Source organism: Flavobacterium anhuiense, assembly GCF_050990855.1.
Taxonomy (GTDB): Bacteria; Bacteroidota; Bacteroidia; order Flavobacteriales; family Flavobacteriaceae; genus Flavobacterium; species Flavobacterium anhuiense_C.
The window spans coordinates 2,471,358-2,484,962 of sequence record NZ_CP158861.1 but is presented as its reverse complement, the minus strand read 5'-3'; the positions used below and the strand labels follow the sequence as shown (position 1 = coordinate 2,484,962).

The following is a 13,605-nucleotide window of genomic DNA, read 5'->3' as shown; positions in this document are numbered from 1 at the left end:
TTTAAGTAAGAGCAAAGAAAATGTTTTTTAACTGCCGGATTCTTTTAGTATTTCCAGGGTATTTTCGTCCAGCTCTCCATGGTAATATTTGTCAAGCAGCTGCCTGAAACATTCAGACGTATCAGGCAGAAGGCTGAACAGTGTCATGCAGGATTTCAGTTTTTTTTCATCTGCCCTTCCCAGAATTTCCAGTGCCGTTTTATTCTCGATTTGAAGTATTGCGCCCGTAATTTCCTCCAGCCGTCTGCCCAGAATCGGATGATTAAAATACTGTGTGGCTTCCTGCAGATTTTCAATGCCGTAAAAGATATTGTAATCCGTGAAGCCCAGTCCTCTTAATTGGGGAAAAATAAACCACATCCAATGGGTCTGTTTGCTGCCCGCTCTGATCTCTCTCAGTGCATTGCCGTAGGTTTCCCGCTGCGCCTCTAAAAAACGGTCCAGATCATATTGCTTTTCCATTGCAGTGCTGTTTTAGATGGATTGAATTTACAAAATTTTTCAATTCCGTTTCAAAACTGGCATTTGAAATAGGGGTTCTGCCTGCTTTTAATATAGATAAGAAAATTTTCAATGAAAACGGATTAAAAGAGCCGCGAAAATAGCAACCGCAGGCTCCTGCATGCGCATAACGGCCTTGCCGCCCTTCGGGACTTATAGCACTCCGGATCCTTTATCGGATGCTTGATTTTGTGCTTTCTTTTTTCCCGTTTTTCTTTTGAAAAATTTCATGCGGGGCTTGAGAAAAAACAGATAAACATTCACTTAAAATTTTACATCATGGAAATCTCAGGACGAATTACAAAAGATGCCGTAACGGCAAAAGTATCTAATGACAGAGAGGTGGTAAATTTCTCCATCGCAGTCAACGACAGCTACAGACCTAAAGGGGCTAGCGAACTTAAAAAGATTGTGACCTACATCGACTGCTCGTACTGGATGGGTTCCAAAATGGCGCAATGGCTTAAAAAAGGCACTATGGTAGAACTCTTCGGGCGCATCGGTCTGAATGTCTACACCAATGCCGAGGGCAAGGCGCTCGGTTCGCTGACCTTTTACACCAGTAATATCAAAATACTGGTTTTCCCGAAAACAGAAAATGCATCAGCTGTTCCCGCAGTGCAGAAGAAAAACACGCCTAAAGACGAACCTGACGACCTGCCTTTCTAAATCATGTACCTATTTATTTTTTATACACGCCTAAAGACAATATTATGCAAGCCTTATCAAAATCCAACTACAGCGAATACAGCGTTGCCGATGCCTTTAATGGGATAATCCTCAAAAGCATCACTTCCTATAACGGAAAAAAAAGAGAACAGCTGAAATCATTCTTTCTTGACCTGCAGCAAGGCGGTTGCGTGAGCGGTATGATTTCCGAATTTATCTACCACGCAGACTGCAAAGAATTTTACATCGAACATATCGATGACCTTGAAAATATCAGAACCGAACTCGAAGAGGCAATTGGCGAACCGATTGAAAACCGATTCCAAGCCCCTCACTACACTTTTGTTTGCTGGCTCTGCTTTGAAGAATACTGCTATGACCTCTATTCAAGGCTTTTTGAATAACAGTTTAATCTTAAATCTTCTCTTATGAAACCATCAGAAAAATTCAAGACCGCAATAGAAAGCTACCTGAACGGCAAAGCGCAGAACGATGCCTTGTTTTCAGCTGACCTTAAAAAAGAAAGCAAAAACTTGGAGAGCTGTTTCCACTACATTTTCGGCGAGGTCAAAAAAACAGGGGAATGCTCTTTTGACGATCAGGAAATCTTTGACATGGCGGTAAAGTACTACACAGACGACACCATTGGAACGCCTGCCCCTGTCCAATGCAGAGTAGCAGTAAGCCCGCCTGTAAAGGCGGACTTATTCTCAACCGCTCCCGCAGTATCTCAAAGCACAGTCCAAAAAACGGAAACCGTTCAACCCGTGAAGCCTGCACAAAAAACCTTAACGCTATTTGACTTATGACACCCAAAACAGCCATAGAAAAAGAAATAAGCTTCCTAAGCACCATACTTGCGCCCATAACTGCGTTCATGCACCAATGGGCGGATGAAAATATTTTCGTGAAATGGGCGGTGCTCTCAAGGGGAAAATTCCATTGTCTGGAATGCACGCACTCGTGGAAACCCGACAGCGAAAGCCAATCCTGCAAAAATTATATCAATTGCACAGCCTGTAAGGGGAAGCTTAATATGCATAAGTACAATCAGGTTTATTTCAGGGAAATCGAATACTTCGCCGTCACCGATACTTGCCAAGGGTATCAGGTGGTGCGCATCATCTGTTCGCACAAGAACATGAAAAAGAATGTTCTTCCCGACTATTCCCATACCGAAGTCATGCAGCATTGGATAAATCCAAAAGGGGAAGTGCGCACCATCTCAAGAGGCACCAATGTTTTTTCCGATGCCTATGATGCGTGGAAATATTATTCCCCTTTGGAAATCCGTCCTAAGGATTTTCAGAAATCCCCAAAGTACCGCATCAATCCCTACAAGGTTTATCCAAAGCTTAATGTGATTCCGCTTTTGAAAAGAAACGGTTTCAAGACTTCCGTGCATGGCATTGCACCGCAGATACTCTTTACCGCCCTCTTGAAAGACCCCATTGCGGAAACCCTTTTAAAATCAGCTCAGAACTCCCTGCTGAAACATTATCTGACTTCTCACCAACAGCATCTGCGTGAAAACTGGCAGGCTGTAAAAACCTGCCTTAAGCACCGCTACCAAATTCAGGACATCAAAATTTGGGAGGATTATATTGCTCTACTCCGATGGTTTAAAAAAGACCTCAGCTCCCCTGCGCTTGTCTGCCCTGAAAATTTGGAAGAAGCCCATGACAGGCTTGTTGCCAAAAAAAGGGATATTCAGCGAAAGAAACATCTTGCGCAGATGCGCGCCGAAATTCAGCAGGCACAGCCGATTTATGAAAATGATAAAAAACAGTTCTTGGGGCTTTCTTTTACCGATAAAGACCTTACCGTAAAAGTGATTGAGCGTGTGCAGGACTTTCTTGAAGAGGGTGATACACTCCACCACTGCGTATTTACCAACGAATATTATAAAAAGAAAGATTCCCTTATCCTTTCGGCGCAGATTGAAAACAGACCTATTGAAACCATTGAAATCTCCCTTTCCAAAATGGAAATCATCCAATGCAGAGGGCATCGAAATAAAGCCACCAAACACCACAGCAGGATTTTGAGCATTATCCGAAGAAACCTGCCTGAGATTGCCAAACGGTTGAAAAAACAGAAAAAACAGGCAGTTTCGGTTTAATCCATTTTACTATTAATACCGCAGATTATGCTGCGGTTTTTTTTCGACGCGCAGACACTTTAAGGCGAACGGGGCAGTCATGGTTTAGGGGCAATTTTGGAATGTTAAGTCAATTTCATCACAAAATTCGGGTTCGGCTTTCGGTTCTCCGCAAAAAATTCCCCCATAAATGCAGGGCTTCGTCCTGCTTTATTGCGTTGCTTTCTGCGTTCGCTCAGCCCTTCCCGGCAGCGGTGCTGTAATTAATCTTAAAACTATTGCAGCTATGAAAAATCAAAATCAAAACACAGACTGGCAGAAAGTATCAGAAATCGAACTGATCTATAAAACCAAAGTTAAAAGCGCCGACAGGCCTTATATAAATTCTTCCAGAGATGCTTACCGAATTCTTGTTGACAGCTGGGATCCCGGCAAGATAGAATTCTTTGAGCAGTTCAAAGTCCTGCTGATCAATCAGACCAACAGGGTTCTGGGAATCTACGAGGTTTCCTCAGGAGGCATTGCAGGTGTCGTGGTTGATGTGCGCCTGCTTTTCTCGGCAGCCCTGAAAGCCGCCGCCAGCGGAATCATCATCGCCCACAACCATCCCTCAGGAAAGACAGCCCCTTCCGAGGCCGACAGGTACATGACCAGAAAAATCCATCAGGCAGGCAAACTGCTGGATATTCCGCTGCTTGACCACCTGATCGTCACACCCGAAACCTATTACTCTTTTGCAGATGAAGGCGCCCTGTAAGGGCGTTTTCATCTTTCATGCCCTTGGTCTGTTCTATTTTTTTAAGTAATTTTGCCCCATGAATCATGAAGAAATAAAACGATACTTTGAGAACAATCCTCCCCCAAAGGAAGTTAGATTGACTGAATGGGCAAATATCACCGACACGCAGGTTTTCCTCAACAGCTGCTATTCGACTATCAGAAACTTTAACGGCCCTGTAGACCGAATGCCCGGCATGGTGGCATCTGAGGGATTTTTACATTCTAATGAAGAAAACAGCAGGCCAGCCGGCCAGCGAGGAACCTGCTTCAGAATAATTTTGATCCTTCCGTAAATTCTTAATAAAGCAAAAAAGCACCGATTTGGGTGCTTTTTTTATGCCCTGAAAAATAAGGCTTTTTTAATTTTGTTATTAATTAGAACATTTTATTTTAAAAAATTGTTACTGACTGTACTAATTTTGATGAGTATAAAATGATCAAGATTATGAGCCGGGCAATTGTACATATCGACATGAACACGTTTTTCGTATCCTGCGAAAGGCTGACAAATTCAGAACTTAACGGCATACCGCTTATCATCGGCGGAGGTGACAGGGGCGTTGTGGCTTCCTGCTCTTATGAAGCCAGAAAATTCGGCGTGCGTTCCGCTATGCCGATCCATATGGCCATGAAGCTCTGCCCGCAGGCAAAAATTATGAAAGGAGACATGGAACTCTATTCAAGGCTTTCCCACGACATTACCGAAATCATTCAGGAAAAGGCGCCCGTGGTGGAAAAAGCCAGCATTGATGAATTTTATCTGGACATTACCGGCATGGATAGATTCTACGGCAGCTACAGATGGACAGACGAGCTGGCCCAACGCATCACAAAAGAAACGGGGCTTCCCCTCACCTTTGCGCTTTCGGTGAACAAAACCGTTTCCAAAATCGGAACCGGCGAAGGCAAGCAGAAGCAGAACCTTGAAATTCCCGAACATCTGGTGCAGTCCTTTTTGAATCCGCTCTCCATTAGAAAAATCCCGATGGTAGGACAGAAAACCTTTGAGCTGCTTTCGAGAATTGGAATCCGCACTATTCAGACGCTCTCTGAAATGCCAGCCGAATCCCTGCAGCAGATGATCGGCAAAAACGGAACAGAGCTCTGGAAAAAAGCCAATGGAATTGACAACACGCCCGTAGAACCCTACACGGAAAGAAAATCAATTTCTACCGAGCATACCTTTTCACAGGACACAATCGATGTGCTGAAACTCAACAGGATCCTGCAGGGTATGGTGGAGAAACTGGCTTATCAGCTGCGCGCGGAAGAATGGCTCACCTCAACGGTGACCGTCAAAATAAGATACGCCAATTTTGATACCGAAACCAAGCAGTCAAGAGTCCAGTACACCTCAGCGGATCATATTCTGACCCAGACCGTCACTGATCTCTTTGCCAAGCTCTACCAGCGCCGTATGCGCCTGCGTCTTATAGGCGTGCGCTTCAGCGGACTGGTCAGGGGAACCTACCAGATCGACCTTTTCAATGATACCGAAGAAATGCTGGCGCTTTACCAAGCTATGGACAGGATGAAGACCCGTTACGGATTTGACGCCGTGATGCGATGCGCCGGCGCATCGTTCAAACCCAATAACAAAGACGAAATTTTAAAACGCAAAAAATAAATCATGTACCTCAACTGCCACTCTTTTCATTCCCTGCGCTACGGCACTATTCCGCTGGATGATCTGATTAGGCAGGCAGCCCAGTGCGGTGTGACAGCTGCGGCTCTAACCGACATTAATACCGTAACAGGCATCTATGATTTTATAAAAGGTTGTGAAGCCTCAGGTATAAAACCGCTTGTCGGCATAGAATTCCGCTGCAGCCATAAATTGCGCTATATCGGGCTTGCGCAAAATGCTGTCGGACTTTCCCAGATGAACCGTTTTCTGACCGAGCATAACTTTGAAAAGAAACCGCTGCCTGAAACCGCACCGTTTTTCTCTGATGTTTTCATCATTTATCCTTTAGAAAATGCGCCCGACGAACTCCGACATAATGAATACATAGGCATACGTCCCGACCAGCTGCAAAAACTCGTAGTATCAAAGTGGAGAAAACGAAGAGCTGAAATGATTATTCTTCAGCCTGTTGTATTCCGCACCAAAAGGGAATACAACCTGCACAGGATTCTTCGTGCAATTGACCTAAATGAGCTCCTCTCCAAACTCGAAACTGATGACTGGTGCAGCAAATCGGATGTTATGATTCCTGAAGCGGAACTTATCGCCCTTTATGAAGATTATCCCGAAATCATTCAGAATACCCGATACATCATCGAGCGCTGTAATTTTCAGTATGACTTTGAAAGCCCGAAAAACAAAAGACATTATACCAAAAGTAAAAAAGGGGATATTGCCCTTTTGACCACTTTGGCCGAAGAAGGTCTGGTATGGCGTTACGGGAGCCATAATGCCGAAGCAAAAGCGCGTGTGGAGAAAGAGCTCAAAGTCATCAATGACCTTGAATTCAGCGGCTACTTCCTCATTACATGGGATATCATACGTTACAGCACCTTCTGCGGCTTCCTTCATATCGGAAGAGGCTCGGGCGCCAACAGCATAATTGCCTACTGCTTGGGAATAACAGACATCTGCCCTTTGGAGCTTGACCTCTATTTCGAGCGCTTTCTGAATGAAAACCGCAAGAGCCCTCCCGACTTTGATATCGACTGGAGCTGGAAAGAGCGTGATGTTATCTTAAGATACATCTCCAACCGGTACGGCAGTGACTATGTAGCTTTCTGCGGGACTAATGTAGAATTCAAATACCGCTCGATTTTCCGCGAGGTCGGCAAAGTATTTGGACTTCCGAAAGACGAGCTGGACATGCTGGCCAAAAATCCAATGAAGCTCCACCAGACCAACTACATTGTCAAACTGGTTCAAGAATACGGTATGATGCTCGAAAAATATCCCAATATGAGAAGCATGCATTCCTGCGGAATTCTAATTTCGGAAGAGCCGCTTACCAATTACACGCCGCTGGAAATGCCCCCGAAAGGATTTCCCATTGTGCTCTTTGATATGCATACAGCTGAGGATATCGGCTTTGATAAATTTGATATCTTGAGCCAGCGCGGCATCGGACATATTGATGATACCGTGAAAATAATTGAACAAAACAGAGGCATTCGGATCAATATCCGCGACACGAGAATCTCAAAAAACGAACAGTCCGCAAACGTGTATCTGGCGGAAGGGAGAACCATCGGATGCTTTTATATCGAGAGCCCTGCGATGCGGGGACTATTGCGCCGTCTGAAATGCGACAATTATAAAACGCTTGTGGCGGCATCATCGATTATACGTCCGGGAGTGGCGCAGTCTGGAATGATGAAGGAATACATATTCCGCCACAACAACCCTACAAAATTTGAATATTTCCATCCAGTCTTTGAAAAGGAGCTCGGGGAAACCTATGGCATAATGGTGTATCAGGAAGACGTGATCAAAATTGCCCTGCATTACGGCGGGCTCTCGGCTGCAGACGGAGATATCCTAAGGCGCGCCATGTCGGGCAAGGGACGCTCAAAAGCGGCGCTTCAGAAAGTTAAGGACGATTTCTTTATTTCTGCTGCCGCAAAAGGACATCCCGAACAGCTGAGCCAGGAAATCTACCGCCAGATCGAATCCTTTGCAGGCTATTCCTTCTGCAAAGCGCACTCTGCCTCCTATGCCGTGGAAAGCTACCAGAGCCTTTATCTTAAGGTGCACTACCCTATTGAATTTATGGTTGCCGTCATAAATAATCAGGGAGGATTTTACAGAACTGAAATCTATGTGCATGAAGCAAGAATGGCCGGAGCTCTTATCCATACCCCCTGCGTGAATAAAAGCGGATATGAAACTTCTCTTTACGGCAGCGATATTTATCTGGGCTTTATGCACCTGCAGGGCCTTGATTCCAAACTCTCACAGTTCATCGCTACAGAGCGAGAGAGAAACGGCATCTATAAATCGCTGGAGGATTTCATAAACAGGGTTCCGATGGGAATTGAGAATGTAAAGACGCTTATTTTTATCGGCGCATTCCGCTTTACGGGAAAAACAAAAAACCAGCTGCTGGTGCAGGTAAGCCTTCTGATGAATAATTTCAAGCCTGCAAACCGCGGGCTTCTGCTCATTGAGCAGCCTGCCAAAGAATTTAAGCTGCCTGTTCTTGAGCGTTCGATTTTTGAGGATGCTTTTGATGAAATCGAGCTTTTGAATTTTCCGGTTTCCTGCACCGTTTTTGATCTGCTCAAAACCAGATACCGAGGAGATGTCATGGTGCGGGATCTTCTGAAATACCATAAGAAAGAGGTGCGTATGCTGGCATACCTGATCTCAACCAAACAGGTGCCAACCAAAAGGGGAAATATGTATTTCGGGACGTGGATCGATCATGAGGGAGCCTATTTTGATACGGCGCACTTTCCGGACAGTCTGGTAAATAACCCGTTTCAGGGAGGAGGCTGCTACCTGCTTTTGGGTACCGTGGAAATTGATTATCATTTTCCGACAATCACCATTTCCAGAATGGCGAAAATGCCATTTATCCCTGATCCAAGATATTCGGACTCGGAAAAAAGGTATACCACACAGCACAATATCAAACAGGATGTCAGCAGCACCCATCGCCAGCCTTATCCGCAGGATCACGAAATTAACCTGCCGCGCCACAGAATGAAATTTTGACATTTTAGTTATGCAATGTCCTAAGAATGAATTAATTTTGATAGAGAAGCAAAAACAGAAAGAGGAAAACAAGCATGCCGTACATCAGTTTTCTGCTGTTTTTTTTTCTAAGCTTTTGTTTTCGCTTTTCATTTTCTTTAATAAGCCTTTCGATTCGTTTAATGTCTATTGGGTAAGATTCCATAAGATCGTTTATTCAAACTTAAGCCGTATGAAAAAGACAAAAGCCCTTAAAAGGGCAAATTAGTATCAGGATAAGACATTTTTAAAACAGCCTTTAAAACGGAATATTATGTGTTATTATACCCAGCAGAATGCCTCGATAGAAGATCTCAAACGACGCTTTAATGCGGAACTCGACAATGAGGAAACCTATCTGCAGTCGGATTTTATAAACGGGTTCTCCCATCCAAATATACCTGTGATACTGAATTCCTCTCCGCATCTAATCACAACGGATTATACTTGGGGACTTCTGCCTTCCTGGGCAAAAGACATCGAGTTCAGGAAAAACACCCTTAATGCCCGCATTGAATCCATTGATGAGAAGGCATCATTCAAGAATATAACCCATAACCGATGCCTTATAATCGCATCTGCCTATTACGAATGGCATTGGAATGATGAGAAAGGAAAAAGCAAGGATAAGTACCAGATCAACTCGCAGGATGATGAAATCTTCACTTTTGCAGGTTTGTATTCATCCTGGACGGATCCCATCACAGATGAAATTAAAAACACCTATACCATGGTAACTACTAAAGCTAATAAGTTAATGGACTTCGTGCATAACCATAAACACAGAATGCCCATCATGCTCAAAAAGCAGGATGAAACAGCTTGGCTGGACCAGTCTTTGGCTATTACCGAATTTGCCTATCCCTATGAAGGAAACTTAATCGCACTTCCTTCAAATTAATTCCAATTTTATGAAACAGGATATCGATTATTTCAACGGAATGAGCACCGAAGACCTGCATAAGAGATTTATGCAGAAACTTTATTCCAAGACAGAATTCATACAATACAATGATCCTGATGATTTTTTCGATCCCGAACAGGAGTACGGAAACCATATAACAAAGTGTATTGCCGAGGAAAGAAATTTTATAAGAGAATTAATTCGCACCGCATCAGTCGAAGCAGGAACACTATTGACAGAGGAGCAGATTGAAGAAATGATGCAGAAGAAAAGAGAAGAAATCAACCAGCTCACCGGATCAGCCATCGAAGATTATATTGAAAAGGTTTCTGTTACCTATATTGATCCTGTGCCACAATGCAACCAGAGATATCTTTTGCAGAGATGGCTATGCCGATTTTGGAAATTTATAAAATCTTATTCTGCCAAATAAAAAATGTAAACTATTAATTTATAGTCGTCTTGTATTTCCTAATCCTTTTGAGCATTACCACCTTGTGCAATATATACTGCAGTTAATATCAGCGATAATTTTATTCCCTTAATAGTTTCTCTATACTTAAAACATTCTAGCATCATAAAAAATATAACAGGATAAATAACACGAAACTAGCTACATTTAGAAGCGTTTTATGTATATTGCATTAGATTAATAACTAATTAAACCAACACAGCATACGCAATGGACGAGGAAAAAATTATCAGGGACGAAGCCAAAGTATTTCACGAAAATGAAATTGTAATGTCAAGAAAAGTACAGGCAATTGACGATATCCAAAAATTAAAATACAGGCTAACAGATTTTTATGCCCCTGAAAATAAAGCAATTTTCTTGGATGAAGTGGAAAAACAAATTAAAACTGCACTCCAAGAACATAGGGATAGGTCACATGGAGGTCAACCAAAGGCTGATTGTGGAGAAGAAATAAAATCTGAAAAACTACTTTACTATATAAAGCAGGAATTTGAAAACTTACCAATGGTTGCGCATCAAAAAAATGAAATTGCTAATACAGAAAAAAGAACTAAAGTATTTGTAAGTTACAGCCATGCCGATTCTGAATTTTTAGATGATATAAAAAGACATTTTAAACCTTTTTTGAAAAACATAGAATTTTGGGATGATACTCATATTAAGCCTGGTCAAAAATGGCAAGATGAAATTAAGAAAAATATTGAAAGCTGTAAAGTTGCAATCTTACTTGTTAGTACTGATTTTTTAGGCTCAGAGTTTATTTCTGCGCATGAAATACCTCCATTGTTAAAAGCCGCAGAAGAAAACGGAGCAACAATTTTAACTGTTATCTTAAAGCCATGTTTAATCGAAGAGTTTAAAGACTTAAATCAATACCAATTTGTTAACCCACCTAGTAAACCGGTTATTAAACTTGATTACGCAGAAAAAGAAGAACTGTACGTAAATCTTGTAAGACAAACAAAGAGACTTTTAGAATTATAAATCAATCTATATTTTAACTAAAAATGTTATGAGCAATTCAGTAGATAACTACGCAATAAAACAAGTATTGGAAAATGAACTTTGTCCCGTACATCAAAAATATCCTGAAATAAAAGTAACACCAACTGGTTTTCAGTTTTCCTCTTGCTGCGCAGAATTTAATAAGGAACTGACATCGAAAGCAACAAAAATGACAACAGACCAAATTACCGCATCAATCAGTAACATGTTTAAAAAAGGGTTTAAATTTTAAAAATGGAAGACGCATCAATTGAACTAGCAAAAAATGTAGTTGTAAATTACAAAGATGTCACTTCTTGGATTTTATTATCAGTAATTATAATAATTGGTATAGTTCGATATTTCCAAAGTCTTAAACTTTCTAAGACAATTGAAACGTTTAAGGCAGAACTGTCTAAAAAAGAAATCAAATTTACAAGGCATACCGAACTACAAATTGAATGTTTAAAAAAGATGTATGACATGGTTGTAGCATATCATTACAGTTTTATGCATTTCACTAAACCATCTTACTTAAGCCATAACCTACTTAAATCAAATCTAACCCGATTTCAGGAAACCTATGCTTTGACAATTCAATATTGCCACCGAAATAGAATTCTCTTAACCGATGAAATTACTGCACAGGCTAAAATACTCCAGGAAAAGAGTGAAAAAATAGAGAAAGTGTGTATAGTGGAATATAATCTATTAATTGAAAGAGAAGACCAAGGCGGAAGTCAGACTGACATGCAGCGCATATATGGTACAAGTGAAAATGAAATTAAAGCAGTTAGCCATGCTGTCATTCGAATTAACGCTAATGATGATGTTAAAAGTTTTGAAGGCGAAATAATAAAATTGAGAGAACTGATTGAAAATTACTTTAAACAACTAGTGGGCTAATTTTAAATCACAAAATTTCATCCATAAAAACCACCTGTTATGTGGTTTCTTTATTATCGGTATTCTCTTTCTCTGCAATAGGATAACAATGTTTATGAATATAATTCAGGTACTCCTGCGCTTTTAATGCCTCAGATGCCTGCGCCTTATAAGTCTTATATCTTGCATTCCTTGAATGATCATCCAGCCATTTATATCTGACTCCCACGTAAGTGTCAATTTTAGCAAACACCAATCTTTCTCTTGCTGCATGTCTCCCTTCTGTTTGAAATGCATTCTTGACGTCTGAAATATCAACGCAATGCTTTCCATTTATATCAGCTGGCAAAGCAAAATCTTCTACAAAATGTATAGCTGAATAAAAGGCTGTTGTAACAACCCAATCATAATATAGTTTACCTTCTAGAAGCAGATTACTTAACGCTTGATTGCGTTCACCAAATTCACGTTTTTTCGCCATAGAATTTACATAGATTCAGAATAATCAAACCCATCCTTAGCTAGTAAATCCTCATCTAAATCCGTTGTACTTACTAAACTTAAATCTAAGGTACTTTGAAATAATGAATGAAATGAGCACTGCATTTCGTGAATCTTAGTATAAGTAAATAAGACGAAATCGTCGTTTAATAACAATGCATCATCTACAGCTACAATTACCTTAGGGCTCTTATGAAAAATATTAATATAAAACTTTTCCACTTTGTAATTCTTCACTTCAAGATGGCTGACCAATGCTTTCGAGGATAAATAAACTAAATTCGCTTTTTCAACAAATTTTTCTTTCGCTTTTGAAACAATTAAGTCCATCACCTCTTTTTTTGCAGATTTCTCTCCATCGTTATAACCACGAGAGTACGCATCTGCCACCACATCAACATGATAATACAAATCATTAATTTTTGAAGTTTTAGCATCCTCCGAATGATTAGCTAAATATTCATTAAATTGTTTTATTCCAGTCGAATTTATTGTTGCTTGTGTCATAGTAAATCTTTGATTTTATGTAACTTTAAGAATCAATTACTTCAAATCGTGTGTAAATATATTTAAATATACGAAATTCATGTAATAAAAATGATTAAAAATGATTTATTTATAATAAATCAAAATAACCGACAAAATGCACAAATCTTAGATAAAATTTACATTTTATAATTAGGGAGTGCAAATATACAACAAACAAAAGCAAATTAAATATTAATATTTGTTAAGTTTTACTTTAGTTGCAGCAAAATTAAATTATTTAAAAGAGAATATCTACGTATAAATACGCGATTTTTAGCAAATATACATCTTTAACCCATTAATGAAATCAGTATGCAAAGCTACTGAACAGACATGATCAGGGACTTGAAAGACAATAAAAAGCCGTAAAAACTCTTTATTTTCGGATAATCGGGCTTGATATTTTCTGCTGCAAAAGCGGAGGTGGTTTTTAAGAAATTTTTCCGTATAAGTTTTGGAGAATAATATTTACATGTTAGTATTTGGAAAATAAAAAAATAATCTAAATTGATGAAACTGTATTACTCCTGTAACATCAATAGCTTAAAAGCATTATAATTTCTAGTCTGTAAAAG

At 40.5% G+C, this 13,605-nt stretch carries 16 protein-coding genes; 13 read left to right on the top strand and 3 right to left on the bottom strand.

Translation table 11 applies throughout. The annotated features are described in order from the left end of the window. Positions 1–27 precede the first annotated feature (27 nt). The gene (locus tag ABTV69_RS11010) at positions 28–462 is read right to left on the bottom strand and encodes a DUF1810 domain-containing protein (RefSeq protein ID WP_433836295.1); all 435 of its coding nucleotides are present in this window, start codon (positions 460–462) and stop codon (positions 28–30) included. 318 nt (positions 463–780) lie between these two features. Here ABTV69_RS11010 and ABTV69_RS11005 point away from each other — a divergent pair, with 318 nt between their 5' ends. The 13 genes from ABTV69_RS11005 to ABTV69_RS10945 all read left to right on the top strand — a co-directional run bounded on the left by ABTV69_RS11005 (position 781) and on the right by ABTV69_RS10945 (position 12,022). Then, a complete protein-coding gene (locus ABTV69_RS11005) occupies positions 781–1,170 on the top strand; it encodes a single-stranded DNA-binding protein (protein WP_433836293.1) in 390 nt (129 codons plus the stop codon). A 44-nt stretch (positions 1,171–1,214) separates the two neighbouring features. Beyond that, positions 1,215–1,574 (top strand): DUF7222 domain-containing protein, encoded by a 360-nt coding sequence (locus tag ABTV69_RS11000; RefSeq protein WP_433836291.1) that lies wholly within the window; start codon positions 1,215–1,217, stop codon positions 1,572–1,574. A gap of 24 nt (positions 1,575–1,598) precedes the next feature. Further along, positions 1,599–1,979 carry a PcfK-like family protein gene (locus tag ABTV69_RS10995; protein WP_433836289.1) on the top strand — a complete coding sequence of 127 codons (381 nt, stop codon included), beginning with the start codon at positions 1,599–1,601 and terminating at the stop codon, positions 1,977–1,979. Next, positions 1,976–3,292 carry a PcfJ domain-containing protein gene (locus tag ABTV69_RS10990; RefSeq protein ID WP_433836287.1) on the top strand — a complete coding sequence of 439 codons (1,317 nt, stop codon included), beginning with the start codon at positions 1,976–1,978 and terminating at the stop codon, positions 3,290–3,292. The genes ABTV69_RS10995 and ABTV69_RS10990 overlap by 4 nt, the downstream gene beginning before the upstream one ends. Before the next feature lie 265 nt (positions 3,293–3,557). Beyond that, a complete protein-coding gene (locus ABTV69_RS10985; protein ID WP_433836285.1) occupies positions 3,558–4,028 on the top strand; it encodes a JAB domain-containing protein in 471 nt (156 codons plus the stop codon). Positions 4,029–4,086: 58 nt separating this feature from the next. Further along, complete coding sequence (locus tag ABTV69_RS10980) at positions 4,087–4,344, top strand: DUF6965 family protein (RefSeq protein WP_433836283.1); 258 nt, start codon at positions 4,087–4,089, stop codon at positions 4,342–4,344. Between the two features lie 152 nt (positions 4,345–4,496). Then, positions 4,497–5,678 (top strand): DNA polymerase IV, encoded by a 1,182-nt coding sequence (gene dinB, locus ABTV69_RS10975; protein ID WP_433836692.1) that lies wholly within the window; start codon positions 4,497–4,499, stop codon positions 5,676–5,678. A 3-nt stretch (positions 5,679–5,681) separates the two neighbouring features. Further along, positions 5,682–8,735: a DNA polymerase III subunit alpha gene (locus tag ABTV69_RS10970; RefSeq protein WP_433836281.1), complete on the top strand. Its 3,054-nt coding sequence runs from the start codon at positions 5,682–5,684 to the stop codon at positions 8,733–8,735. Between the two features lie 292 nt (positions 8,736–9,027). Then, complete coding sequence (locus ABTV69_RS10965) at positions 9,028–9,654, top strand: SOS response-associated peptidase (protein WP_433836279.1); 627 nt, start codon at positions 9,028–9,030, stop codon at positions 9,652–9,654. Between the two features lie 10 nt (positions 9,655–9,664). Continuing rightward, on the top strand, positions 9,665–10,090 hold the full coding sequence (locus tag ABTV69_RS10960; protein ID WP_433836277.1) for a hypothetical protein: 426 nt from the start codon (positions 9,665–9,667) through the stop codon (positions 10,088–10,090). A 249-nt stretch (positions 10,091–10,339) separates the two neighbouring features. Next, positions 10,340–11,116 carry a toll/interleukin-1 receptor domain-containing protein gene (locus ABTV69_RS10955; protein ID WP_433836275.1) on the top strand — a complete coding sequence of 259 codons (777 nt, stop codon included), beginning with the start codon at positions 10,340–10,342 and terminating at the stop codon, positions 11,114–11,116. Between the two features lie 28 nt (positions 11,117–11,144). Continuing rightward, a complete protein-coding gene (locus tag ABTV69_RS10950) occupies positions 11,145–11,369 on the top strand; it encodes a hypothetical protein (protein WP_433836273.1) in 225 nt (74 codons plus the stop codon). Between the two features lie 2 nt (positions 11,370–11,371). Then, a complete protein-coding gene (locus ABTV69_RS10945; RefSeq protein WP_433836271.1) occupies positions 11,372–12,022 on the top strand; it encodes a hypothetical protein in 651 nt (216 codons plus the stop codon). 37 nt (positions 12,023–12,059) lie between these two features. On the opposite strand, the gene ABTV69_RS10940 is transcribed toward ABTV69_RS10945, so the two are convergent. Together ABTV69_RS10940 and ABTV69_RS10935 are read right to left on the bottom strand one after the other, a co-directional pair. Further along, positions 12,060–12,482, bottom strand: coding sequence for a hypothetical protein (locus ABTV69_RS10940; protein ID WP_433836269.1), 423 nt, complete (start codon positions 12,480–12,482; stop codon positions 12,060–12,062). A gap of 5 nt (positions 12,483–12,487) precedes the next feature. Further along, positions 12,488–13,009, bottom strand: a complete 522-nt coding sequence (locus ABTV69_RS10935) for a hypothetical protein (protein ID WP_433836267.1) — start codon at positions 13,007–13,009, stop codon at positions 12,488–12,490. Positions 13,010–13,605: the final 596 nt, after the last annotated feature.

What these genes read in the sequence shown, in the direction of transcription:
- ABTV69_RS11010 (WP_433836295.1), bottom strand. Translation starts at nt 462, where the DNA reads ATGGAAAAGCAATATGATCTGGACCGTTTTTTAGAGGCGCAGCGGGAA.
- ABTV69_RS11005 (WP_433836293.1), top strand. Translation starts at nt 781, where the DNA reads ATGGAAATCTCAGGACGAATTACAAAAGATGCCGTAACGGCAAAAGTA.
- ABTV69_RS11000 (WP_433836291.1), top strand. Translation starts at nt 1,215, where the DNA reads ATGCAAGCCTTATCAAAATCCAACTACAGCGAATACAGCGTTGCCGAT.
- ABTV69_RS10995 (WP_433836289.1), top strand. Translation starts at nt 1,599, where the DNA reads ATGAAACCATCAGAAAAATTCAAGACCGCAATAGAAAGCTACCTGAAC.
- ABTV69_RS10990 (WP_433836287.1), top strand. Translation starts at nt 1,976, where the DNA reads ATGACACCCAAAACAGCCATAGAAAAAGAAATAAGCTTCCTAAGCACC.
- ABTV69_RS10985 (WP_433836285.1), top strand. Translation starts at nt 3,558, where the DNA reads ATGAAAAATCAAAATCAAAACACAGACTGGCAGAAAGTATCAGAAATC.
- ABTV69_RS10980 (WP_433836283.1), top strand. Translation starts at nt 4,087, where the DNA reads ATGAATCATGAAGAAATAAAACGATACTTTGAGAACAATCCTCCCCCA.
- dinB (WP_433836692.1), top strand. Translation starts at nt 4,497, where the DNA reads ATGAGCCGGGCAATTGTACATATCGACATGAACACGTTTTTCGTATCC.
- ABTV69_RS10970 (WP_433836281.1), top strand. Translation starts at nt 5,682, where the DNA reads ATGTACCTCAACTGCCACTCTTTTCATTCCCTGCGCTACGGCACTATT.
- ABTV69_RS10965 (WP_433836279.1), top strand. Translation starts at nt 9,028, where the DNA reads ATGTGTTATTATACCCAGCAGAATGCCTCGATAGAAGATCTCAAACGA.
- ABTV69_RS10960 (WP_433836277.1), top strand. Translation starts at nt 9,665, where the DNA reads ATGAAACAGGATATCGATTATTTCAACGGAATGAGCACCGAAGACCTG.
- ABTV69_RS10955 (WP_433836275.1), top strand. Translation starts at nt 10,340, where the DNA reads ATGGACGAGGAAAAAATTATCAGGGACGAAGCCAAAGTATTTCACGAA.
- ABTV69_RS10950 (WP_433836273.1), top strand. Translation starts at nt 11,145, where the DNA reads ATGAGCAATTCAGTAGATAACTACGCAATAAAACAAGTATTGGAAAAT.
- ABTV69_RS10945 (WP_433836271.1), top strand. Translation starts at nt 11,372, where the DNA reads ATGGAAGACGCATCAATTGAACTAGCAAAAAATGTAGTTGTAAATTAC.
- ABTV69_RS10940 (WP_433836269.1), bottom strand. Translation starts at nt 12,482, where the DNA reads ATGGCGAAAAAACGTGAATTTGGTGAACGCAATCAAGCGTTAAGTAAT.
- ABTV69_RS10935 (WP_433836267.1), bottom strand. Translation starts at nt 13,009, where the DNA reads ATGACACAAGCAACAATAAATTCGACTGGAATAAAACAATTTAATGAA.